The sequence below is a fragment of the Streptomyces sp. NPDC094448 genome (genome assembly GCF_044763775.1).
In the GTDB taxonomy this organism is placed as follows: domain Bacteria; phylum Actinomycetota; class Actinomycetes; order Streptomycetales; family Streptomycetaceae; genus Streptomyces.
The window spans coordinates 840,890-864,076 of sequence record NZ_JBIWGU010000001.1 but is presented as its reverse complement, the minus strand read 5'-3'; the positions used below and the strand labels follow the sequence as shown (position 1 = coordinate 864,076).

At 71.2% G+C, this 23,187-nt stretch carries 22 protein-coding genes; 14 read left to right on the top strand and 8 right to left on the bottom strand.

The features are described 5' to 3' along the window. The first annotated feature begins 31 nt into the window (after positions 1-31). The 4 genes from ACIQ9E_RS03545 to ACIQ9E_RS03530 all read left to right on the top strand — a co-directional run bounded on the left by ACIQ9E_RS03545 (position 32) and on the right by ACIQ9E_RS03530 (position 7,100). A complete protein-coding gene (locus tag ACIQ9E_RS03545) occupies positions 32-4,942 on the top strand; it encodes an amino acid adenylation domain-containing protein (RefSeq protein WP_403701365.1) in 4,911 nt (1,636 codons plus the stop codon). 107 nt (positions 4,943-5,049) lie between these two features. Continuing rightward, positions 5,050-5,280, top strand: coding sequence for an MbtH family protein (locus tag ACIQ9E_RS03540; RefSeq protein WP_403701233.1), 231 nt, complete (start codon positions 5,050-5,052; stop codon positions 5,278-5,280). Between the two features lie 11 nt (positions 5,281-5,291). Continuing rightward, positions 5,292-6,233, top strand: coding sequence for an ATP-binding cassette domain-containing protein (locus tag ACIQ9E_RS03535; RefSeq protein WP_403701362.1), 942 nt, complete (start codon positions 5,292-5,294; stop codon positions 6,231-6,233). A gap of 15 nt (positions 6,234-6,248) precedes the next feature. After that, positions 6,249-7,100, top strand: a complete 852-nt coding sequence (locus tag ACIQ9E_RS03530; RefSeq protein WP_403701230.1) for an ABC transporter permease — start codon at positions 6,249-6,251, stop codon at positions 7,098-7,100. Positions 7,101-7,254: 154 nt separating this feature from the next. On the opposite strand, the gene ACIQ9E_RS03525 is transcribed toward ACIQ9E_RS03530, so the two are convergent. The 3 genes from ACIQ9E_RS03525 to ACIQ9E_RS03515 all read right to left on the bottom strand — a co-directional run bounded on the left by ACIQ9E_RS03525 (position 7,255) and on the right by ACIQ9E_RS03515 (position 8,891). Continuing rightward, positions 7,255-7,404, bottom strand: a complete 150-nt coding sequence (locus tag ACIQ9E_RS03525) for a hypothetical protein (protein WP_403701228.1) — start codon at positions 7,402-7,404, stop codon at positions 7,255-7,257. Between the two features lie 178 nt (positions 7,405-7,582). Further along, entirely contained in the window at positions 7,583-7,927 is a 345-nt protein-coding gene (locus ACIQ9E_RS03520; protein WP_403701225.1) for a GNAT family N-acetyltransferase, read from the bottom strand. A 22-nt stretch (positions 7,928-7,949) separates the two neighbouring features. Next, positions 7,950-8,891, bottom strand: a complete 942-nt coding sequence (locus tag ACIQ9E_RS03515) for a pirin family protein (protein WP_403701222.1) — start codon at positions 8,889-8,891, stop codon at positions 7,950-7,952. 96 nt (positions 8,892-8,987) lie between these two features. Here ACIQ9E_RS03515 and ACIQ9E_RS03510 point away from each other — a divergent pair, with 96 nt between their 5' ends. After that, positions 8,988-9,488: a carboxymuconolactone decarboxylase family protein gene (locus ACIQ9E_RS03510; protein ID WP_403701219.1), complete on the top strand. Its 501-nt coding sequence runs from the start codon at positions 8,988-8,990 to the stop codon at positions 9,486-9,488. 104 nt (positions 9,489-9,592) lie between these two features. On the opposite strand, the gene ACIQ9E_RS03505 is transcribed toward ACIQ9E_RS03510, so the two are convergent. Then, the gene (locus ACIQ9E_RS03505) at positions 9,593-9,838 is read right to left on the bottom strand and encodes a hypothetical protein (protein WP_403701216.1); all 246 of its coding nucleotides are present in this window, start codon (positions 9,836-9,838) and stop codon (positions 9,593-9,595) included. Between the two features lie 165 nt (positions 9,839-10,003). Further along, a complete protein-coding gene (locus tag ACIQ9E_RS03500; RefSeq protein WP_403701213.1) occupies positions 10,004-11,053 on the bottom strand; it encodes a methyltransferase in 1,050 nt (349 codons plus the stop codon). 183 nt (positions 11,054-11,236) lie between these two features. Between ACIQ9E_RS03500 and ACIQ9E_RS03495 the strand changes: the two genes are divergently transcribed. Then, positions 11,237-12,610, top strand: coding sequence for a hypothetical protein (locus ACIQ9E_RS03495; RefSeq protein WP_403701210.1), 1,374 nt, complete (start codon positions 11,237-11,239; stop codon positions 12,608-12,610). Positions 12,611-12,709: 99 nt separating this feature from the next. Here the strand turns inward: ACIQ9E_RS03495 and ACIQ9E_RS03490 are convergent, their stop codons facing one another. Then, on the bottom strand, positions 12,710-12,898 hold the full coding sequence (locus ACIQ9E_RS03490; RefSeq protein ID WP_403701207.1) for a hypothetical protein: 189 nt from the start codon (positions 12,896-12,898) through the stop codon (positions 12,710-12,712). Between the two features lie 285 nt (positions 12,899-13,183). On the opposite strand from ACIQ9E_RS03490, the gene ACIQ9E_RS03485 reads away from it, so the two are divergent. Together ACIQ9E_RS03485 and ACIQ9E_RS03480 are read left to right on the top strand one after the other, a co-directional pair. Further along, positions 13,184-14,602, top strand: a complete 1,419-nt coding sequence (locus tag ACIQ9E_RS03485) for a DEAD/DEAH box helicase (protein ID WP_403701205.1) — start codon at positions 13,184-13,186, stop codon at positions 14,600-14,602. Positions 14,603-14,683: 81 nt separating this feature from the next. Next, a complete protein-coding gene (locus ACIQ9E_RS03480; protein WP_403701202.1) occupies positions 14,684-15,022 on the top strand; it encodes a thioredoxin family protein in 339 nt (112 codons plus the stop codon). Between the two features lie 102 nt (positions 15,023-15,124). On the opposite strand, the gene ACIQ9E_RS03475 is transcribed toward ACIQ9E_RS03480, so the two are convergent. Next, entirely contained in the window at positions 15,125-15,418 is a 294-nt protein-coding gene (locus tag ACIQ9E_RS03475; protein WP_403701199.1) for a hypothetical protein, read from the bottom strand. Positions 15,419-16,570: 1,152 nt separating this feature from the next. Here ACIQ9E_RS03475 and ACIQ9E_RS03470 point away from each other — a divergent pair. The 6 genes from ACIQ9E_RS03470 to ACIQ9E_RS03445 all read left to right on the top strand — a co-directional run bounded on the left by ACIQ9E_RS03470 (position 16,571) and on the right by ACIQ9E_RS03445 (position 22,347). Beyond that, a complete protein-coding gene (locus tag ACIQ9E_RS03470; protein WP_403701196.1) occupies positions 16,571-17,062 on the top strand; it encodes a hypothetical protein in 492 nt (163 codons plus the stop codon). After that, positions 17,050-17,682 carry a hypothetical protein gene (locus tag ACIQ9E_RS03465; RefSeq protein ID WP_403701193.1) on the top strand — a complete coding sequence of 211 codons (633 nt, stop codon included), beginning with the start codon at positions 17,050-17,052 and terminating at the stop codon, positions 17,680-17,682. Before ACIQ9E_RS03470 ends, ACIQ9E_RS03465 begins: the two co-directional genes overlap by 13 nt. Further along, on the top strand, positions 17,679-18,110 hold the full coding sequence (locus ACIQ9E_RS03460; protein ID WP_403701190.1) for a hypothetical protein: 432 nt from the start codon (positions 17,679-17,681) through the stop codon (positions 18,108-18,110). The genes ACIQ9E_RS03465 and ACIQ9E_RS03460 overlap by 4 nt, the downstream gene beginning before the upstream one ends. Before the next feature lie 38 nt (positions 18,111-18,148). After that, the gene (locus tag ACIQ9E_RS03455; protein WP_403701187.1) at positions 18,149-18,631 is read left to right on the top strand and encodes a hypothetical protein; all 483 of its coding nucleotides are present in this window, start codon (positions 18,149-18,151) and stop codon (positions 18,629-18,631) included. Between the two features lie 534 nt (positions 18,632-19,165). Beyond that, positions 19,166-20,461: a magnesium transporter MgtE N-terminal domain-containing protein gene (locus tag ACIQ9E_RS03450; RefSeq protein ID WP_403701184.1), complete on the top strand. Its 1,296-nt coding sequence runs from the start codon at positions 19,166-19,168 to the stop codon at positions 20,459-20,461. 320 nt (positions 20,462-20,781) lie between these two features. After that, positions 20,782-22,347, top strand: a complete 1,566-nt coding sequence (locus ACIQ9E_RS03445) for an NRAMP family divalent metal transporter (RefSeq protein WP_403701182.1) — start codon at positions 20,782-20,784, stop codon at positions 22,345-22,347. Here ACIQ9E_RS03445 and ACIQ9E_RS03440 read toward each other — a convergent pair. Next, positions 22,249-22,803: a hypothetical protein gene (locus tag ACIQ9E_RS03440; RefSeq protein WP_403701179.1), complete on the bottom strand. Its 555-nt coding sequence runs from the start codon at positions 22,801-22,803 to the stop codon at positions 22,249-22,251. The genes ACIQ9E_RS03445 and ACIQ9E_RS03440 overlap by 99 nt on opposite strands. Positions 22,804-23,187: the final 384 nt, after the last annotated feature.

Below are 23,187 nucleotides of genomic sequence, written 5' to 3'. Positions count from 1 at the left end.
GCGGCATCCGGAGGAGGGGGGCGGGCCGCGGCTGGTGAATATGTACGGGATCACGGAGACCACGGTCCATGTCACCCGCCGGGTCCTGGACCACACCCTCGTCACCAACCAGAGCCAGAGCACCGGCGCAGGCACAGGTGCGAGTGCGAGTGCGGGTGCGGGTGGGGGTGGGGGTGCGAGTCTGATCGGGGAGCCGATTCCGGACCTGAGTCTGTATGTGCTCGACGGGGCGCTGGAGCCGGTGCCGGCGGGGGTGCGGGGGGAGATGTACGTGGCCGGGCCGGGGCTGGCCCGGGGCTACCTCAACCGGCCCGGCCTGACGGGTGAGCGTTTCGTCGCGGACCCCTTCGGCCCGCCCGGAACCCGCATGTACCGGACCGGGGACCTTGCCCGCCGCCGCCACGACGGCGAACTCGAATACCTCGGCCGCGCCGACGACCAGGTCAAAGTCCGCGGATTCCGTATCGAACTCGGCGAGATCGAAACCCGGCTCCTCACCCACCCCCACATCACCCAGGCCGTCGCAACCGTCCGAAACGACCGCCTCACCGCCTACACCACCGGCACAGCGGTACCCGGGGAAGAACTACGCCGCCACCTCGCCCGCACCCTCCCCGACTACATGATCCCCTCCGCCTTCGTCACCCTCGACACCCTCCCACTGACCGCCAACGGCAAACTCGACCGCAAAGCCCTGCCCGACCCCGACCCCACCCACACCACCACCACCGGCCGCACCCCCCGCACCCCCCAGGAAGAAATCCTCTCCACCCTCTTCGCCGACGTCCTCGGCCTCGACCACGTCGGAATCGACGACAGCTTCTTCGACCTCGGCGGCCACTCCCTCCTCGCCACCCGCCTCGTCTCCCGCATCCGGACCACCCTCGACGCCGAACTCTCCGTCAAAAACCTCTTCGACCACCCCACGGTCGCCGGCCTCGCCCGCGGGATCACCGCCACCCCTGCCGCCCGTGCCCCGCTCACCGCGCGACCCCGCCCGGACCGTATCCCCCTCTCACACGCCCAGCGCCGCCTCTGGTTCCTGCGGAAGCTGGAACAGGCCGCGTACCTGTACAACATCTCCACCGCGGTACGGCTGCACGGCACGCTCGACCACGACGCGCTACGGCAGGCACTGCACGATGTGACCGGCCGGCACGAGAGCCTGCGGACCGTTTTCGCGGAGGACGCGGAAGGCCCGTACCAGGTCGTCCTGGACGCCGGGCAGGTACGCCCGGAGGTCACCGTGGTCCAGGTCCGCGAGGAGGAGCTGGCCGACCGGGCCACGGAGGCGACCCGGTACGAATTCGATCTCACCGCGGAAGTGCCTCTGCGCATCTGGTCGTTCGAACTCTCGCCGGACGAGCACGTCCTGCTGCTGGTCGTACACCACATCGCTGGCGACGGCTGGTCGATGGGACCCCTCGCCCGGGACCTGGCCACCGCGTACGAGGCCCGGCTGCGGGACCGCGCCCCCGAGTGGGAAGCACTCGCGGCCCAGTATCCGGACTTCGCACTGTGGCAACGAGAGGTACTCGGTTCCGAGGACGATCCCGACTCCGCGATCTCGCAACAGCTCGCCTACTGGAAATCCACGCTGGCGGACCTGCCGGAGGAGTTGGAGATCCCCGCGGACCGCAGCCGACCCGCCGTCCCCTCGTTCCGGGGGGACACTGTCGAGTTCGAGATCCCCGCCGGGCTGCACGCCGCCGCACGGGTGCTCGCCGCCGACCGGAACGTGACGGTCTTCATGGTGCTCCAGGCGGCCCTCGCCACCCTGCTGTCGCGGATGGGGGCCGGTACCGACATTCCGCTGGGCACCCCGGTCGCCGGACGCACCGACTCCGCCGTGGAGGACCTCGTCGGGTTCTTCGTCAACACCATGGTGCTGCGCACCGACGTGTCGGGGAATCCGCGCTTCCGTGACCTCCTCGACCGGGTCCGCCATACGGACCTGGAGGCGTACGCGCACCAGGACGTGCCCTTCGAGCGGCTCGTCGAGATCCTCAACCCGGAACGGGCGCTGGCCAGGCACCCGCTGTTCCAGACCGCGCTGAGCTGGAACAACGCTGATATCGCGGTGGAGTTGGCGGGGCTGAGGCCCGCCGGCCAGCAGGTACGCGCGGGCACGGCGAAGTTCGACCTGAATTTCGGAATGGCCGAACACCACCAGGACGGCGAACCGGCGGGCATCCTCGGGCAGGTCGAGTACAGCCAGGACCTCTTCGACCGGGAGACGGTCACCGGTCTTGCGGAACGACTGGTGCGGCTGCTGGCTGCCGCCGTCGCGGAACCGGATCGCAGAATCGAAGAGTTCGACCTGCTCTCGGCCACCGAACGACGGCGCATCGTCGACGACTGGAACGCGACCGACGCACCGGTGCCGACCGGCGCCCTGACGGAACTGTTCGCCGCCCGGGTCGCGCAGGATCCGCACGCCGTGGCCGTGGAGTGCGGTGGGACACGGTGGACGTACGCCGAATTGAACGCGCGGGCCGAACGGCTCGCCCGGCGCCTGGTATCCCTGGGGGTACGGGCCGAGACGCCGGTGGCGCTGCTGATGGAACGGTCGGCGGACCTCGTGGCGGTGCTGCTCGCGGTAGTACGGGCAGGCGGCGTGTACGTGCCGCTGCACACCGGCTACCCCACCGAACGGATGCGCGCGGTCCTCGCCGAGGCTGGTGCTCCGGTGCTGGTCACCGATGGTGCTCTGGCAGGGCATGAGCTGGTGGCCGAGCAGCGGTCCGCCGGGGTGGCGCTCCTGGTCGCCGACGAGGAGCCGGAGGCCGCGGGGGACACGGACCCGCCCCTGCCCAACACGGTACAGCCCGACCGGCTCAGCTACGTGATGTACACATCCGGTTCGACGGGCACCCCCAAGGGCGTGGCCGTCACGCACCGGGACGTCGTGGAACTCGCCCTGGATGGCGGCTGGGGTGTCGGCGAGGGCGACCGGGTCCTGATGCACGCGCCGCACGCGTTCGACATCTCCGTGTACGAGATCTGGGTTCCACTGCTGCGCGGGGCCCGGGTAGTGGTCGCACCGGCGGGTCCCCTGGACGCCCAGGCCATCGACGGCCTCGTCCGGGAACGGGGGATCACGCATCTGCACCTGACGGCCGGTCTGTTCCGCGCGATGTCCGAGGACCTCGCGGACTGCTTCGGCCTCGTACGCGAGGTACTCACCGGTGGTGACGTGGTGCCCGCCGGCGCGGTGGAGCGGGTTCTGCAGGCCGGGCCGGAAACGACGGTGCGCCATCTCTACGGGCCGACGGAGATCACCCTGTGTGCCACGGGGCATGCCGTCCGGGCACCGTACCGTGCCTCCGACGGGCTGCCGTTGGGCCGCCCGCTGGACAACACCCGTGCATATGTCCTGGACCCGCGGCTGCGCCCGGTGCCGAGCGGAGTCACCGGGGAGCTGTACATCGCCGGGGCCGGTCTCGCCCGCGGCTACGCACACCGGCCGGACCTGACGGCGGAGCGCTTCGTGGCCTGCCCGTTCGGTGGTCCCGGCAGGCGGATGTACCGCACGGGCGACCTGGCCCGGTGGAACCGCCAGGGGCAGTTGGAGTTCGTGGGCCGGGCCGACGACCAGGTCAAGATACGCGGGTTCCGGGTGGAGCCGGCGGAGGTGGAGACCGTCATCGCCCGGGCCCCCGGGGTCTCGCAGACCGCCGTGGTGGTACGGGAGGACGTTCCCGGTGACAAGCGGCTCGTGGCCTATGTGGTCCCGGCGGCCGAGCCCCGGCCCACCCCGGCGGAGCTGCGCGACCGAGTCGCCGGGGTGTTGCCCGAGTACATGGTCCCGGCGGTCGTACTGATCGACTCCCTGCCGCTGACCCCGAACGGCAAACTGGACCGGGACGCGCTGCCCGCTCCACGCCGCGCCGAAGACGGCGGCAGCAAGGCCGTCACCCCGAGGGAGCAGATCCTGTGCGAACTGTTCGCCCAGGCGCTGGGCCTGGATCAGGTCGGCACCGACGAGAGCTTCTTCGCCCTCGGCGGCCATTCGCTGCTGGCCACTCAGCTGATCGCGGGCATCCGCAGGGCGTTGGGCCTGCGCGTGTCGATCCGCGACCTCTTCCAGGCACCCACGGTTGCGGGTCTGCTCAAGCACCTGGACGCGGAGGGCAGCAAGGACGCGTTCTCCGTACTGCTGCCGCTGCGGGCGGGCGGTGGGCGCACCCCGCTGTTCTGCCTCCACCCGGCCCTCGGCCTGGGCTGGTGCTACGGCCGTCTCACCGCCCACCTGCCTGCCGCGCTCCCGGTGTACGCGGTCCAGGCACGCGGTCTGCTCGGGCAGGACGCCCCCGCCGCAAGCCTCGACGAGATGATCGACGACTACTGCGCCCGGATCCGGGAGGTCCAGCCCGAGGGCCCGTACCGGCTCCTGGGCTGGTCCATGGGCGGTCTGCTGGCCCACCGGGTCGCCACCCGGCTGCAGCAGGCGGGACAACAGGTGGACGTCCTGGCGATCGTGGACGCCTACCCGGTCGCCTCGGTCCGTAAGGACTGGGACTCGACGGAGATGCTGGCCCGGATCAGCGCGGACCTCGGTTTCGACGTCGAGCGGATAGGTCCCGACCAGGAGGAGGCGGTGCTGACGGACCTGCGGTCCAAGGGTCACCCCCTCGGGCATCTGCCCGGCGGCGATATCGGCGCGGCGGTCCGCGTGTACGTCAACAGCTCGCGGCTGACGAGGAACCTCCGGCCGGACGTCTTCACCGGAGATGTGCTGTTCTTCTCGTCCGGTGCGTCGTTCCCCGGAGACGACCCCGTCAACAGCGCGGCCGCCTGGCAGCCGTACGTCTCCGGTGAGATCACCGAACACGTCGTCGACCACCTGCACGAGGACCTGCTGACCGAACCGGAGTCGGTGACGACGATCGCCAAGGCCCTGGTCACGCAACTACGGGCGGCCGGACGGCCGCGGCGGTAGGGACCGCCGAAGCCGAACCGGCATCCCGGCACCCGGGCATCCCGGCGCAGGAGAACGACCGCGGTGCGAACAGCTCAACCCGCGGAATCCCCAGGAGAGGAATCACCATGAGCAGCAACCCGTTCGAAGACGCGGAAGCCGGCTACGTCGTGCTGGTCAACGACGAGGGCCAGCACTCTCTGTGGCCGTCGTTCGCCGAGGTACCGGCGGGCTGGTCGGTCGCCCTGCCGGAGACGGACCGTCAGGCCTGCCTCGACTACATCAATGAGAACTGGACCGACATGCGGCCCAAGAGCCTCGTGGAGGCGATGTCGGCTTCCGGGCAGGACATCGCTTGAGCGACGGGGCCATGATCAGGGCCGTCGGCGTTCGCAAGAGCTTCGGCGATGTCCACGCCCTGAGGGGCGTGGACATCGAGGTCGCGCGAGGCAGGGTACTCGGGCTGCTCGGCCACAACGGGGCGGGGAAGACGACCCTGGTGGACATACTCTCCACGGTGTCCCCTGCGGACGCCGGCACGGTCACCGTGGCCGGTCACGACGTGGCGTCCCAGGGTGCCGAGGTCCGTGCCCGGATCGGCGTGACCGGCCAGTTCGCCTCGGTGGACGAGTACCTCAGCGGATTCCGCAACCTCCTCCTCATCGGCCGGCTCCTCGGCGCGGGGCGGCGGGAGGCGACAGCCAGGGCGAACGAGCTGATCGAGCTGTTCGGGCTGACGGGAGCCGCCCACCAGCGTTCCGGCACCTACTCGGGCGGTATGCGCAGACGGCTCGACCTCGCGGCCAGCCTGGTGGGCCGGCCGGATGTGCTGTTCCTCGACGAGCCGACGACCGGACTGGACCCGGCGACCCGGATCGCCCTGTGGGAGACGGTCGAGAAGCTGGTAGCGGACGGCACGACCGTCCTGCTCACCACCCAGTACCTGGATGAGGCCGACCGCCTCGCCGACTGGATCACGGTACTGGCGAAGGGCAGGGTCGTGGCATCGGACACCGGCGACCGGCTCAAGGGGGAACTGGGGCACCGGGCCGTGCATGTGGTGCTCGACCCCACGGCCGATATGTCCGCCGCGGCGACGGCCCTCACCACCGCCGGGTTCCGCCCACGGACCGGCACGGAACCGCATGCGCTGTCCACCCCTGTGGACACCTCGGCCGATATCGCGGGTGTCATCCGCGCACTGGACGCCGTCGGAACGCACGCTGTCGAGCTGACCGTCAAGGAGCCGTCCCTCGACGATGTCTACCTGGCACTCACCCAGTCCCCCGCCGCCGTCGACGACGCGGCCTGATCCCCGGGAGTCCCGTTGGCCATCCAGGAACGCACCGCGAGGGAGGTGACGGACGAAGCGGGTGCCCCAGCCGCCTCCGGGTGGCGTGGCGCCGGTGCCACCACTCAGCTGCGGGTGCTCACGGCACGGCAGATCCGTTCCATGTACGGCGACCGCCGCCTGGCCCTGTTCAGTCTGATGCAGCCGGTGATCATGCTGCTCCTGCTGAGCGAGATCTTCGGCAGCATGGCCAACCCCGGCGACTTCCCGCACGGCGTGCGCTACATCGACTACGTCGTGCCCGCCCTGCTCGTCACCACCGGCATCGGCTCCGCCCAGGGCGCCGGAGTGGGGCTGGTCAGGGATATGGACAACGGTATGGTGGCGCGCTTCCGGGTACTGCCCATCAGGCTCTTCCTGGTACTCGTGGCCCGTTCCGCAGCCGACCTGGTCCGTGTCCTCACCGAACTGCTCGTCCTGCTGGCCGTCGGCGTCGGCTTGCTGGGCTTCCGCCCCTCCGGGGGCGTCCCGGGCACGCTGGCCGCCCTGTTCGTCACCGTCTTCGTCATCTGGTCGCTGATCTGGGCGTTCATCGCTCTCGCGGCCTGGTTGCGCAGTGTGGAGGTGATGTCGAGCCTCGCGGTCCTGGTGATGTTCCCGCTGATGTTCGCCTCCAGCGCGTTCGTTCCCTTGGACGCCCTTCCCGAATGGCTGCGCGTGGTGGCCCGACTCAATCCCGTGACGTATGCGGTCGACAGCGCCCGCTCCCTCGCACTGGGCTGGGACCCGGGATGGAGCGTCACCGGGGCCGTGGCCACCAGTGCCGTGCTCATGGCCTTGGCGATGTACGTCGCCGCACGTGCCTTCAACCGGCCCCCGAAGGAGTGAGAGGCCCTGGCCCCGTCTGCAGGGAGCGAGTCGTGGGGGTACCGGCCCAGGCTCTCGGTCCGCAGCCACAGGCGGGCGCGGAAGCAGGATCGGACTCATCGGAACAGTGTTGCGAGCCGAGAGGCGAAGACCGCCTACGGGTTACCTGCCGAGGTCACCGAAGGATGATGCTGACACCTCGTTCCTCGAAGGTCTCCGGGAACAGATCGAACAGCACAAGCTCGCGATCACCGACGGGACCGGCGCCGTCGGCGGAGGGCTCGACGTCGATGACGGTGACCTCGTTGACGAAGTAGGACCCCATGGGGGCACCGTCACGGCCGAGGAGCCCGATCCAGCCGTTCCCCGCCACAGCACGACGACTGCCGAGGCGGTCAACGCACCTCAGCAGGCCACCCTGCGGTGGACATCCCGCGAAGTGCACTCGGCGCGCGCCCTCCTCGCCCGGCAGGGGTGTGAACAACCCCTCTGCCTCGTGGCGGTCAGCGGCCCAGCCGGGACTGGAGCCACGTGCGGATCTCGGGGGTGGCGGGATCGGTGATGTCCGCGAACTCCCGGTGTTTGGTGAGGAACTTGGCCACGTAGGGGCAGACCGGGACGATCCGCATCCCGGAGGCGCGGACGTCGGTGAGCGCCTGCTCGACGAGGATCCCGGCGAGTCCCCGGCCGGCGTATGCGTCGTCGATCTCGGTGTGGAAGAAGACCCGCTGGTCGCCGCGGTCGCGGTAGGCGGTCAGGCCTGCGCGGTCCTCGTCGACGAGGATCTCGTAGCGGTGGCGGGCGTCGACACGGCGGACGACGGGGGCGTCGGCGGTCTGCTCGTTCATGAGGGCGGCCTTCCGGTTCGGGTCAGCGAGGGGAGGGGTTGTTACGGGGTGTGATGACGGCGTTGGGCAGGGCGGGGGCGGGCAGCCGCTCGCCGGGGTAGCCCTCGACGGTGCCGAAACGGCCGGAGGCTCGCTCCCAGTCTTCCCGCGCCTCGACGATGTCCCGGTGGCTGCGGCCGATGAAGTTCCACCACATCACGATCTCCTCCTCGAACGGCGGACCGCCCAGGAGGACCGCCCGCGCCGGGCGGCCGGAGGCATTGGTGAGGGTGAGGGTGGTGCGGCCGGGGGCGGCATAGCCGAGTTCCGCGGGGCGCAGGGGGGTTCCGTCGAGGCGTACGTCACCCTCGTCGACGAGGAGTCCGTGTTCGAAGCCGGGGTCGACGTCGAGGGTGACGGTGGCATCGGCGTCGATCAGGACCTCGGCGCCGAGGAGTGGGGTGAAGGTACGCACGGGGGAGGTATCGCCGGCGAGGGTGCCCAGGAAGACCCGCAGTTCCGCGCCGTCGACGCGGAGCGGTACGGGTGCGTGGTGCTGGAACTCGCGCGGTGCGTGGCGGTGTTCGCCGGGGAGGGCCACCCAGAGCTGGACGCCGTGGAGCACGGTGGTGCCGGGGGTGGACACCTCCGTATGGCTGATGCCGTGGCCCCCGGTCATGAGGTTGATCTCGCCGGGCCGCACGAAGGCGTGGGTTCCCGCGCTGTCGCGGTGCTCGATCTCCCCGCTGAACAGCCAGCTGACGGTCTGGAGCCCGGTGTGGGGGTGGGGTGCGACATCCATGCCGCCGGACTCGGCCACCCGGTCGGGGCCGTAGTGGTCGGCGAAGCACCAGGCCCCGATGAGGGTCCGGGCGCGCTGGGGCAGGGTGCGCCGTACGGTCATCGCGCGCGGTCCGCCCAGCGGGACGTCCCGGGCGCCGAGGACCTCGACGCCGGCCTCGATACCGATATCCGTGTGATCCATCTCCCGGCCCTCCCCGAGCAAAGTAGTTTCGTTTTCAACAATTATGGGTGATCATAGATCCGAAGGCAACCCGGGACAACAGACGGAGGAGTACAGGTGATCGACACCGCACAGGCCGCGGAAGCCCAGCGGCCCCATGGACGGATCTACCTCGACAAGCAGAGCCCCGCCGCGTACCAGGCGCTGGTCAGGACTGCCGACGCCGTTCGAACGGCGGCCGCCGAGGCCGGCCTGGACCGGATCCTGGTCGAGTTGGTGAACCTCCGCGTCTCCCAGCTCAACGGCTGCGCCTCCTGCCTCGATGTCCACACCCGGGCCGCGCTGCGCGCCGGTGAATCCACGCGGCGCCTCGGGGTGCTCGCGGCCTGGCGGGACACGGAACTCTTCACCGCCCGGGAGCGCGCGTCCCTCGCCCTGGCCGAGGCCACCACGCACCCCGCCGACGCCCTCGCCCAGGAGCGGGCGTACGCGGAGGCGAGGCAGGTGCTGAACGACGACGAGATCGCCGCCGTGGCCTGGGTGGCGATCACGATCAACGCCTTCAACCGGGTCTCCATCCTGAGCAAGCACCCGGTACGGGGGACTCCCGCCCGCTGAAGCCCCACGGGACCGTCACCGTGCCCGCCGAACGGCAACCGGACCGCGCCCGCCCGGCGGGAGCGGATCACCCACCGGACCTTCCACCTGCCGTCCCTGGCTGGTCAGCGCCTTCGCAGGGCCCGGCCCGCGTCAGCCGTGCCGTGAGAGGGCGGGAGGCCCCGGCCGAGGACGCCGCGGACCCGCAGATCATCGAGTGACGGGATGTCCGGCCAGTACAGCAGCCCGGCGTCCAGATCCGCGTCCGTCGCCTGAATCCGGGTCGGCGCGGAGGCGGCATCGTGTTCGTCGGGTTCCGGTGACCGGTGCGACTCGGGGCCGGAGCCCAGGATCCTGCGGCGGGTTGTCATGGCGGGATCCTACGGGCCGAGAGTGTGCCGGGCGGATCAACAGCCTTTGCCGGTACGGGCGTTCCCTGCTGGAGTGCGTCCGGCGGCTCCCGTCGGCCGTCGGTCCCGCCGGAAACCTGCCGCCCCGACCGTCCGGGCCGGACTGCCGGTCGGGCCGGTGCCGGGTCAGTCGCCGACCGCGACCCCCTCGACGACCGAGGGCACCGTCTCCGTGACGATCACACGCGTGAGGTGCAGCCCTGCCGCGCGGAAGAGTTCCCGGAACTCCGCCTCGGTCCGTTCCCGTCCGACGAGCGAAGCCATCATCATCAGGTCGAGGTGCTTGCCCTGGTGAGGGGTGTTCCCGGTGGGCAGCACCGAGTCCACGACGAGGACCCGGCCGCCCGGCGCCATCGCCTTCCGGCAGTTGCGCAGGATCGTGACGCACTGCTCGTCCTTCCAGTCATGCAGGATGCGCTTGATCACGTACGTGTCGGCACCCGGGGGTACGGACTCGAAGAAGTCGCCGGCCGCCAGCTCCCACCTGCCGCGCGTCGCGGGGATGTCGAGCCGGTGGCCGGGCAGGACGTGCGGCCGGTCGAAGAGCACCCCGCGCACCTTCGGGTGGGCCGTGAGCACCTCGCGCAGCAGACCGCCCTGACCACCGCCGACGTCCACCACGGTGCTGCCGGGCGCGAACGAGCACACGGTGACGGAGTGGCCGTCCTCGGCACGGGAGATCTCGGCCATGCCGTCGTCGAAGAGAGCGGTGACCTCGGGGTTCTGCGCGAAGTGTTCGAAGAACGGCTTTCCGAAGACGGACTCGAACACCGACCCGCCCCCGGTGACGCACCGTGTCAGCTCCCCGGCCGGCAACCACATCTCCGGCCCGGTAATCATCAGGATCGCGGCGCGTACGGAGGCCGGGGCGTCGCTGCGCAGCGCGTCCCCGGCCACGGTCAGACGGAAGGTGCCGTGCTGGACCTCGTCGAAGAGACCGCGCGTCGCCAGCAGCCGCAACACCCGGTAGAGGCTGTCCGTGTCGGCCTCGGCCGCTCTTGCCAGTGCGGCGACGTCCCGGGGGCCGTCGGCGAGGTGGTCGGCTACCCGGATGGCCGCCGCGGCCCGCAGTGCGGCCGGGAAGAGGTAGCTCTCGGCGAGGTCGATCAGAAGCGCCGCGGAGCGCTTGCCGTCCGGGTCGGCATCGAAGGGCGCGGCAGCGGTCTCGGCCGTCATGGCGGGGCTCCGTTCCACAGTGCAGTCATATCGTCGGGTCCGGTGGGCCGTCGCTCGTTACCGCAAGGTCTCCGTCCCTGATCACCCGACGGCGGTCACCCCTTATGTGCTGCCCGGCCCCCACAGCGTTCGCACCACCGAAATCTCCTGGCGGGGCGGTGCCCGAGTCGGGCAGAGTTGCGAATGATGAGCTATGAGGACGAATGGGCATACGCCCACCCCGACTCCGTCGAGGGCCTGCTGCAACGAGGGCGTGGCCTGGGCGCGGTACGCGCGCTCCGGGACCCACAGGATTCCGCCGTCTTCGTCGACGACGGGATCCGCCATGACCAACGCTGGGACGGGACCGACGACCGGTCTCTGTACCTGGCGCGGCTGGTCCGGGATCTGGAGCTGTCACCTGCCCCGGTCGTGAACCGGCTGGCGGGCGACGAGGAGTCCTGCCTGCGGGCCTGTGGGGTACTGGAGCTGCTGGCTCTTGCCGGATCGGACGAGGCACGGGAGGGGCTTCGCGCCTATGTCCGGACGGGCGGGCAGTGGGTCCGCGTACTGGAGTCGGTATCAGCCGTCTGGCCGGCGGAGTGGTGGGAGGACCTCGGTGACATCGCCCACGCCCGGATCGGCGGAGAAGCGGAGCTTCCATGGTTCTCCGAGCCGTGGACCCGGTTCGGGATCGAAGTACAGAGCCGCCCGTACGCGAAACGGCCGTCACTGAACGGGCTCGGGACCGGGGATCTCCTCCTCCTGCTCGCCGACGGCCGTACGGAGAACGCCACGAAGACCGACGCACTCCGGGCACTGACCGGCCGTGAACCCTCGGAAGAACTGATCCCGCTGATCCCTTCGCTCGGCACCCCGGACGGCTGCCGGCCTCTGCCTCTGCTCAGGCGGGCCGTTGAGCGCCTCGGCGCCGCCGCCGTACCCGCGGCCCGCAGCTGGGCGCGGGACGAACGCCCCTGGCTGGCCGGGCTGGGAGCCGACGTCCTGGCCGACCACCCCGGGCCCTCCGCACTGCCGGGACTCGTGGCAGAACTCGCCGGCCAATGGGCGGCACGGGCCTGGTGCGGCCCCGACCGGACGGCCCGGCGCCTGGCCCGGTTCGGGCCCGACGCCGCCGACGCAGTGCCCTACCTGCGGCGCTTCTGGCTCCACACCCCGCACTCCTACGAGCGGGCCGCATACCTGGAGGCACTCGCCGCCATCAACGGGGACGGCCTGGACTACATCTACACCGAGTCCCTCTGGGGCTGCGAAGAGACCGAACGGCTGCTGGGGATCGCATCCGCACCCGCCAACCAGGAGACCCACGGGCAGATCGCCCGGCTGCGCGACGATCCGATGGAGACGCACGAGGTACGCGCCGCAGCCCGAGCACGGCTGGTGCCCGCATGCGCCTCCGGAAGCGGTGGTTTCACCGTCGGTCCCGGAGCTTCTTGTCCAGGAATCGGGCGCCCCGACGATTCCCCTCTGGTGACCCCGAGTCTCAGCGACGGGATGGTGGAACAGGCGATGGGCATCCGCAGGGCCGAGCAGGTGTCCCCCGGACACCGCCCCTGACGCTCCTGAGCCGGGCCCCGGCGGCCCCGCACCGCTCGGGGGCCGCTCGACCGCGTGGTCCCCCACCGGTCCCCGGATTCACTGCACCGACGGCCACGCTCACGCCCGGCCGGCCCGCCCCTTCCCGGCTGCCGCCGGAGGCGCGACGCGCACCTCGGCGCCGCGCTCGGCATCGGCCACCTCCGTACCCTCCCGGCCTCGGCTGCGCGGCAGCAGCGCAGAACCGTCGACGCCGTCCCCCTCCGGCAGGTCGATTTCCGGGCCGCCCAACCGCGACCGAATGACCATCAGTCGTCACGCTGCGTACGCGACCACAGAAAGCGTGGACCAGAGCAGCAGGCCACTGACAAAGCCGGGCTTCGGCGGTCCTGGGCGGTGAGACATGCGCAGGGTCGTGGTGCGGCCGACGCCGAGAGCCGCGCGGGAACGAGTCCGTCACCGGCCGGACGGCGAGACGGCTGACGTGAGTCCGTCGCTGGTAAAATCGAGGGCACGCTCGCAGACAACCGGGGCCCGTGCCGGACAAGGCACGGGCCCCGGCCCGTTCGGCGCACCGAGATGAGGAAGGACCCCATGAAGGCGAAGCAGCCGTCATTCGGCCGCTCCGGACCGGACAGGTCCGATCAGGGGAGGGCCCCCCGGGGCGAACTCTCGGTGCCGGGGACGTCGGCCCCCGGCCTTCCGCCGGCCGTGTCCTTCGCGGAGCTGGAACTGCCGGTCGAACTGATGAGGGTGCTGGCGGAGCTAGGGGTACGGGATCCGTTCCCGATCCAGGCGGCCGTCCTGCCCAGCGCGCTGGCCGGCCGGGACGTCCTGGGCCGCGCGCGGACCGGATCGGGGAAAACCCTCGCCTTCGGGCTGGCACTCCTCGCCCGTACGGCAGGCCATCGCGCCGAACCGAAGCGCCCTCTCGCGCTGGTCCTGGTGCCGACGAGGGAACTGGCGCAGCAGGTGAGCGAGGTGCTGGCGCCCTATGCGGAGGCGCTCGGACTACGGTCGGCGACCGTGGTCGGCGGGCTGGCGATCAACCGGCAGGCGGCGGCGCTCCGGGCGGGTGCCGAGGTCGTGGTGGCCACCCCGGGACGGCTGGCCGATCTCGTGGCCCGGCGGGACTGCCACCTGGACCGGGTACGGATCGCGGTGCTGGACGAGGCGGACCAGATGTGCGACATGGGCTTCCTGCCGCAGGTGTCGCAGACCCTGGACCGGGTTCCCCACGGCGGGCAGCGGATGCTGTTCTCCGCGACGCTCGACCGGAATGTCGATCAACTGGTCAGGCACCATCTGACGGAGCCGGTGCTCGCCACGGTCGACCGGGCGGAGGGTTCGGTCGCGACGATGGAGCACCACGTGCTGAACGTCCATCCCGCCGACAAATACGCGACAGCCACCGAGATCGCGGCCCGGGACGGGCGGGTGCTGATGTTTCTGGACACCAAGCACGCTGTGGATCAGTTCACCCGGCATCTGCGGAGCAGCGGCATCGAGGCAGGTGCTCTGCACAGCGGGAAGTCGCAGCCGCAGCGAACGCACACGCTGGCCCGGTTCAAGGACGGCGCGATCACGGTGCTGGTGGCCACCAACGTCGCCGCCCGTGGCATCCACATCGAGCACCTGGACCTCGTCGTCAACGTCGATCCGCCCTCCGACCCCAAGGACTACCTCCACCGCGGCGGGCGCACCGCGCGTGCCGGCGAGTCCGGCAGCGTGATCACACTGGTCACGCCCGGCCGGCGCCGGGACGTGAACCGGATGATGTCGGATGCCGGCATCCGGCCCACGGTCACCCAGGTTCGCTCCGGCGAGGAGAAGCTGACGGCCATTACCGGCGCGAAGCGTCCGCCGGTACAGGACAGGGCAAAGACCGGCAACGCGGCGTTCCGGGGTCTGGGCACCCACCCGGGCCGCCCGCCGAAGGAATCCCGGAAGGCCGCGGAGGCCCGCAAGATGGCGGAGGCCCGCAAGGCCGGCCGGGTGCGCAGGGCCCGCTGACCGGCGGTGCGCGCCGCCGCGGTCAGCAGACACAAGGAGGCACCCACTGCCTCACGTCGAGTGCAGCGTCAAGGAGTGCCGATGGCGGACAGGGTCCATCAAGCCCAGGAAGAAGCCGAGTTCGAGTTCATCCTGGCGAGGGCGGACGTCCCGGTACTCGCGTACTTCCACGGTACGTGGCCCAAGGCCGTGGGGGCGTGCAAGGAAATGGAGCCCCTGGTGCGGGAGGTGGCCGACGCCTACCAGGGCCGGCTGATCGTCGTGCGGGCCGACATCGCCAGGTGCCCCGGCCCGGTACGGCGGTACGGCGTCACCGGCGCGCCCTCCTTCGTGCTGATCGCTCGGGGCGAGGCAACCGCGGCCGGGAGCGGCCCGATGGCCAGGGCCACGCTCGGGGAGTTCCTGGACGCCCACCTGTGAGCAGGCCGCGTACCGGTCGGCGGGATGGTGTCCCGCCGCTGGTGTCGGTACCCGTCACGCGGACCGTGGACAGTGCCCGTGCCGGGCATACGAGAGGCCCGTTCACCCTTCGAGCAACACCACAACGCCGACCAGGCCGAGAATCGGCGCGCAGGTCAGGATGATTCCTCCGGTGAGTCTGAAGAACCAAGGCCCGATTCTCGACGGTTCCGTCAGTCTCAGGTCCATGGTCCGGGCCGCCGCAGCGGCCCGGACGGCATTGCGTCGTGCCGCGGCCTTGTCCGCCGCGCCGCGTATGTTGAAGACGGAGACGATTCCCCAGCTCGCGGCGGCCGACGCCAATACGAGCAACAGGATCCCCACAGCCATATAAGCCCTCCCCTGCACCTCTGCCATGCGGCAGTCTGTCCCGCCGCCGGACTCTGCCGGCCCGACGGCTTCGACGGTAACCGATCTTGGAGAGGTCGCTGTAGCGGGGCTCCGGGCGAGTGCAGCACAGTCGGCCGGAGGCCGTCAGGCCGGGGCCCGCCGCACCGTCGCCGCAGCACGGTGTGCAGCATGTCGTCGGAGGCTGAGACGGCTGGTCAGCCCGTTCCTCCGCCGACGTTTTCCGCAGTGGGACGCGGCGGGTCGTACGGAGCCCGGCCGGGGCGCCCGCTGCGGGCGAACGCGACCCAGGCGCCGTGTACCTGGGCTGCTAGTCCGGCAGGGGCGGGGGCGGGCCCGAGCAAGCCGGTGTCTCCGTGCTGTGTCAGCCGTGTGGTGCTGATCGGCCGTCCGGGGCCGTCCGCGGGGGAAGAGCCGTCGAGACGGTGTCAGGGCGCCGATGGCCGGATGGCTCTTGCGGTTCGCCGCGCCGGTGCGGGCGAGGCGGGCGACGGGCTCAGGCGACCGGACGGGGGCGTCGCCGGGGTGGAGACGTGCTTTCGGCCCGCCGTCGGGCGGTTCGTTTCCTCCGTTCATGCGGAGGCCGGAGGATTGGCGCCCCGACCGCAACCTCCCGGGGCAATGCAACTGGTTTCCGGCGGCACGGGGTGGGGGCGGGGCGCCCGGGTGCCTGCAACGGGCCCCGGGGCTCCGGTTCACCACCGCTCGCGCGGTGGCGTTGTCGGCGGGCGGGCCGGTCAACCGTCCGGGGTGTCGCCACGGTTCGGACAGTGTTCCGTCATCGAAAGCGCCACGATGGCACGAAGGGGTGATATCCCGATGATGGCGTTGTGTGGCTGTATCACTGTCTGCTCTCATGCTGGTGTGCTCATGGAGCGATCACGAGCACACCCTGTTGAACCAGGGCGTCCCTGCCCGGGTCCGCTGAGATCGCGGACCGAAACAGGACGTTCACCGGTCATCGGAACCCGCCGGGTTCCCCGAATCGCCCACCCGGCCGTCGTCGGCCGAACGGCAAGCGCCGTGGGTGGGTCCGTCGGTCCCCGCTGCACCAGCTACGGGGCACGGTCCCCATCCCGCTTCACTCGCTTGGTCTTTCCCCGCTCCGCGCCAGGTCGGCACATATCTCTTACCTTCGGCAACTCCCCCCACAGGAGACGTATGTCCAGTTGGTCGTCCGCATCGCGGACACGCTACGGCGGCCGTCGGCCCGCCGCCCTGCTTGTGGCCCTGGCCGGCCTCGTGGCCCTGTGCGCCGCCGCCCCGGCCTCGGCCGAGGGCCGGGCGGCCGCCGCCCCGAGCTGCCTCAAGACCATCCGCACCATCACGGCGGTCGGCGGTGACATCAAACTCTGCCGCCTGAGCAACAAGAAGGATCTCTATCTGTCCTTCGTCAATACCAGCCGTACCCCCCGTGACCTGTCGGCCGTGGTCTACGACTGCAACGGCCAGTCCGGAACGGACCAGTCGGAGGCGTTGTGCCGTAAGAGCATCAAGGCCACCTACGACATCATCTGGCGCCAGGTCGAACCCAAGGAGACCGTCGAGGTCACCCTCCCCGCTCTGACGCCCCAGTCCCATCTGTACTGGACCCAGGACGCGCCCACCGCGGCCACCAATCTGAAGTGGGAGAAGGCCGCATGGATGTACTGATCGAGGCCCCCGCCCGACCGCGGCGCCCCCACCGCACCCGCCGGGCCCTGGCCACCGCGCTGGCCTCGGCCCTGACCGCGGGACTGCTCGCCGCCGCCTCCGCCGCGCCCGCGACGGCCGACCCGGGCACGGTCGCCTGCGACGGCAAGTGGCACTTCGTCGCGACCGGCAGTCCGGTCCAGGAACGGATCACCGCCGAGCGGTTCACCTTCGACAACCGCCGGAGCAAGAGTCCGAAGAAGTACACCGAGCGCACCAAGACGACCACCACCAGCTCGTTCACCCACTCGGTGGACATCGGCATCGAGGTCAGCGCGGGCTTCGACGCCTTCGGCGCCAGCATGTCGGCGTCCCTCAAGACGAACTACGGTTTCACCACCACCCGCGAGAACAGCATCGAGCGGGAGACCGAGGTCGCCTACGAGGTGGGCCCCAACGAGGGCTATATCGTCTACATCGGCATCGAGACCATGAAGGTCCGCGGCTACTACGAGCGCATCAACGGCTGCGACACCCCCGCCGAGCGCTACCAGCAGGTCGGCCCGGTCACCGTCTCGGTACCCGGTTCCGGCAAGGTCGTCTGGTCCGAGGACCTCCCGCCCCTGAACGGAGCGAAGTGAACACCCTTCCCGTGTTGTTGCGCCGTCCGCTCCGCGCCCTGGCCGCGCTCGTACCGGCCGTCGTCGTCTCGCTGACGGGCTCCGCCGCACCGGCCGCCGCGGCCGCGTCCAACCCGCCCGGCGTGCACATCCTCAGCGAGTGGGGCGATGCGCCCGGCTGCCCCACCGGCTGGCTCTGCCTCTTCAACGCCCCGAGCTACAACACCTTCGCCGTCGGCGTACTGCCCGGCATCGAACTGCCCGAGGTCAAGCGGGTGTCGAACAGCGATGGTTACGTCATGTACGGAGCCCTGTCCGTGGTGAACAACACCAGCCTGACCTACTGCGCCCACCCGAACGAGAACTACGGCGGCACCGCGGTCAAGGTCAAGCCGGGCGACAAGGTCCCCGACACCAAGGTCGAGTGGAAGTCGCTCCGCCCGTGCTGAGCCGTCACCCCACCCCCGTACCCGGGAAGGAGTCACCCGTGCATCCGACCATCCGGCACCGCGCGGGCATCGCCCTCGCCGCCGTCACCCTGGCCGCGGCCGGTGCCGCCCTCACCCCCATCGGGGCCCTCGCGGCCCCCGCGGCCCCCGCCGCCCCCACCGCGGCCCCAGCCGCCCCCACCACGGTCCCGGCCGCCGCCGCGGCCGTCCCCGCCGTCGCGCATCTGCGGGCCGTCTCCGGCGACAGCCAGACCGTCGCCCGCGGCAAGCCGACCGGACAGCCACTGACCGCCAAGGCGCTGGACGCCTCCTTCCAGCCCGTCGAAGGTGCCACCGTCACCTTCACCAGCCCCGCCGAACTCACCTTCCCCGGTGGCGCCACCACCGCGACCGTGACCACAGGCGCCGACGGAACCGCCCAGGCCCCCGCCCTGACCGCCGGGAACAGCAGCGGAACGTTCCTGGTCATGGCGACCGCCGACCGCAGGACCCAGGCCGCCTTCGAAGTCACCGTCTCCTGACCGGCCAGGTCCCGGCACCCACGGGCCCGGTCCCCCGCCCCAGCCACGGGCGGGGGACCGGGCCCGCTTCGTACGTCCCGCAGGCCCCGGCCACAGCCACCGGACCCGCCCGCGGATCCACACGCGATCCCCGTGCGCCGGCCGCTGCCCCGGGAGCGAACCACCGCTCTCCGCCACCGGGCAGGACGACCCGCCCTGCGCCTGTCCTACGGCGCCGACCCCACATCATTCGCCACTTGGTGCGCCCGGGAGTGCCGTACTGCGGTTCCTGCAACCGGCGAAACGGTGCCGGACACGGGGTCGGCACCTGAGCGTCACCCCCCGCCTGCGCACCGGTGCGCAGGCCGGGCCGTCTTCGTCGGCGAGCATGTCGAGCAGGAACTCGCTGAGGCCGCCACCCCGGTCCCGTCCGATCCCACAGGCGGTACGGCAGCGACGGATCGCCGGTCTCCTCGACCCGGCCGAACGCAGCCCGGGAGGAGACGGCCGTGTCCCTACCCGCGGATGGTGGTTCTGGTGCCTACGTTGTTCTGCGTGACTGGTTCTCTGGGGCTTGCGGAGCTGGTGGGGCGGCCTTTGCGGGGGCGCGATGGGGAGGTGGTCGGGCGGCTTTCCGATGTCGTCGTGCGGTTGCGGGGTCCGGAGTATCCGCTGGTGACAGGTGTGGTGGGGCGGCTGGGGCGTCGTGAGGTCTTCCTGTCCGTCGAACAGGTGGCGGGCTGGGGTGGTGACGGGGTCACCCTTACCAGCGGGCGGGTGAACGTGCGGGTGTTCAGGCGGCGTGAGGGTGAGGTACTACTGCGCGCAGATGTGCTGGGGCACCGCTTGATCGACGTGCGTGAGGCCGAGTTCGCGCGGGTTTACAACGTTCTGTTGGAGGCCGGGCCCGAGGGGTGGGCGGTGACCCGGGTCAGCACCCGGCGGCGCTTGCCCCGTTGGCTGCCGCGCAGTAGCCGGCGCGCGGAGTCGGGCTGGCGGGACTGGAAGTCGTTCGAGCCGTTGATCGGGCACACCGCCCTGGCGCCGGGCCGTCGCGTCCTGGGCAGGCTCGGGCGTCTGAAGCCCGCCGACCTCGCGGACCTGCTGGAAGAGGCGGACCGGAGGGAGTCGCGGGAGATTCTGCGTGCGGTCGGCACGGATCCGGAGCTGGAGGCCGATGTGTTCGAGGAACTGGAGCCCGACGCGCAGACCCGGCTCCTGCGTGAGCGGTCGGACGGTGAGATCGCGGCGGTGCTGGGAAGGATGCGCGCCGATGACGCGGCCGATGCCGTGGGCGAGCTGCCGCAGGACCGCCGGCAGTCCGTCCTCGACGCCCTGGGGACGAAACAGCGCCTGCGGGTGCTGACGCTCCTGGGGTTTCATCCCTCCAGTGCCGGTGGGCTGATGTCCCTGGACGTCCTGAAGGTTCCCGGTTCGAGTACGGCCGAGGAGGCACTCGTGTCCGTACGGGCCGCGCGCACGCTCCAGTCGGAGGCATTGACCAGCATCTTCATGACACGGGAGGGCGATCGCCTGGCCGGGGTTCTGCCCCTGGTCCAGCTCCTCCAGTCGGACCCCGCCGCCCGGCTGGGCAGTCTCGCGGACGTGGATCCGGTGCGCGTCGGACCGGACACCGATGTCGAAGACGTCGCCCTGCTGATGACGGATCACAATCTCCTGGTCGTCCCGGTCGTCGATGACACGGACCGGATCCTCGGCGTGATCACCGTCGACGATGTGCTGGAGGTGATCGTGCCGCGGGACTGGCGGCAGCGGTCCGGCGCGCCGCGCCCATCCCCCCGCCCCCGGACTCCACCGCCCGGACGCGCCGGTCCTCCGGCCTCCGCATGAACGGAGGGAATGAACCGGCCGACGGTGAGCTGCCGCCCGGCCGGGGACGGCCCCCTCGCCCTGCCATCGGGCCGGAGCATTCGGCCTCCGCTCCGGGACGGGCCCCGCAGCCCGAGCCGGACACGGGGCAGAGGGCGCGGCCGGAGCCACAGCACGGCGGAGAGGCAGAACGCCACACAGGACGGCAGCCCTCGCGGCCACCGGCTGAAGGCGGGCCCCCGAGCCCGCCCGGACCGGCGCAGAAGGCATCGGGACAGCCGCCGCGGGCGCAGGCCGCGCGCCCTGCGCCCAAGGTTTCACTCCGGAAGGCGCCGGCCGAGGTGGACGAGATCCGCGGCGCGCTCGGCCGGGTGCGCGCCGACGCGGGCGACAGAGGCGGTCTGCGTGCCCGGATGATGACGATACTGGCCGTCACCGGCCCGGGACTGATCGTGATGGTGGGCGACAATGATGCCGGAGGCGTCGCCACCTACGCTCAGGCCGGGCAGAACTACGGCTACTCCCTGCTCTGGGTACTGCTCCTGCTGATCCCGGTCCTGGTGGTGAACCAGGAGATGGTGGTCCGCCTCGGCGCCGTCACCGGCGTGGGCCACGCCCGGCTCATCATGGAACGCTTCGGACGGTTCTGGGGCTGGTTCAGCGTCGGCGACCTGTTCGTCCTGAACTTCCTCACCATCGTGACGGAGTTCATCGGCGTCTCCCTCGCCGCCTCCTACCTCGGCGTGCCCCGGTACGTGGCCGTACCGCTGGCGGCGGTCCTGCTGATCGCGGTCACCACCAGCGGCGCCTTCCACCGCTGGGAACGGTCGATGTTCGTCTTCATCGCCATCAGCCTGCTCATTGTCCCGCTCACCCTGCTCAGTGAACCCCGCTGGGTAGAGGCCGCCCACGACTTCGTCGTCCCCGGCGTCCAGGGCGGCATCACCGGTGACGCCATCCTGCTCGTCATCGCCATCGTGGGCACCACCGTCGCGCCCTGGCAGCTCTTCTTCCAGCAGTCCAACGTCATCGACAAACGCATCACCCCGCGCTTCATCGGCTACGAACGCGCCGACACCTTCCTCGGCTCCCTCGTCGTCGTGGCCGGCGCCGCCGCGCTCATGATGATCGCCGACTTCGCCGTCCGGGGCACCCCGGCCCAAGGGCACTTCACCGACGCAGCCGGCATCGCCCACGCCCTCGGCGACCACAGCAGCGCACTCGGGGTGATGTTCGCCGTCGTCCTGCTCGACGCCAGCATCATCGGCGCCGCCGCCGTCACCCTCGCCACCAGCTACGCCTTCGGCGACGTCTTCCGCCTGCGGCACTCCCTGCGCAGGGGCTTCCGGGAAGCCCGCCCCTTCTACCTCTCCTACACCCTCCTCGTCCTCGCCGCCGCGTCCATCGTGCTCATCCCCGGCGCCCCCCTCGGGGTCATCACGGAAGCCGTCCAGGCCCTGGCCGGGCTGCTGCTGCCATCGGCCACCGTCTTCCTGCTGCTGCTCTGCAACGACCCCGAGGTCCTCGGCCCCTGGGCCAACCCCCGCTGGCTCAACGTCCTCGCCGGGCTCATCGTCGCCGTCCTCCTGCTGCTCTCCGGCACCCTGATGGTCTCGACGCTCTTCCCCGGCCTCGACGCCGGCCGGATCCTCCTCTGGCTCACCGGAACCTTCACCGCGGTCTCGGCGACCTTCTTCGCGGTCACCTACCGCCACCGCACGAGCCGCCCCCGTGCCTTCCCGGTGCCCGCCGTGGACAAGGCCGCCTGGCGCATGCCCCCCGTGGCGCTGCTCGCCCCCGCGCGGTGGTCAGCGGGCCGACGGGCCGGAATGATCCTGCTCCGCGGCTATCTGCTGCTGGGCGCCCTGCTCCTGCTGCTCAAGGCCGTCCGCCTGGGCACCGGCTGACCCGGCGGACGCGCCGGCCGCCCGCTCACGGGCCGCGCGCACCAGCGCTTCCGCCACCTCGTGAGGAATCTCCAGATGACGGGTCAGCCATCCCACTCCGTAGCCGTGCCGGGCGAAGACCCACGCCTCCTCGACACGGACCGATCCGGCACCCCCGCACGCCTCGCCGGCCGGAAGGCCCTCCAGGTACCCGGGAGGGAACCACTCACCACCCTGGTCTCCCTCATAGCCGCCGGTACGGTCCGCCGTCCGGCTCCGGTGCCTCGCCGCCGCACGGCGCCTGATCGTCCTCGCGCACCACAGCAGCACCAGCAGTGCCACCGCGATGCCGGTGGCCAAGCCCGTCCGCGGGCGGACCGGCGCCGGAACGATGAAAGCCACCGCCTCGGCCGTGATCGCGAGCGCCCCGACCACCAGCGGCACGGCGCCTTCGGGCAGACGGCGTGTTCCGTCCATGCCCACCACCTCCACATCTCCATCATCACCCCGCCAGCGCTGAAGCAACGGCCGGCTGCGGTCATTTCCCGGCGGGCGGGTCCGGAGGCCGGCTGTTTCCAGCGCGGCCACAACCTCCCGGCCGATGGCTGCGGTGGTTTCGGACAGTTTCCGGCGCCCTCGAACGTCCCCCAGGGAATGAGCCCGGCTCCGCCGTCGTCGACTCCGGCGGGCCGGGGCTCTCCTGAGGCCCGAGGTTCACCGAGGACCGTGCTGCGTTCCCGGGTCTGCACCAGGAGAGCGCAGTCCCTGTCCGCCTCCTGCTGGTCCGTGGTGAGCCGGCGCGCTCCGGTCCGCCTGCCGGGTGCGACGGGCGGACCGGAGCCATCGGGGGATCTCAGAGGG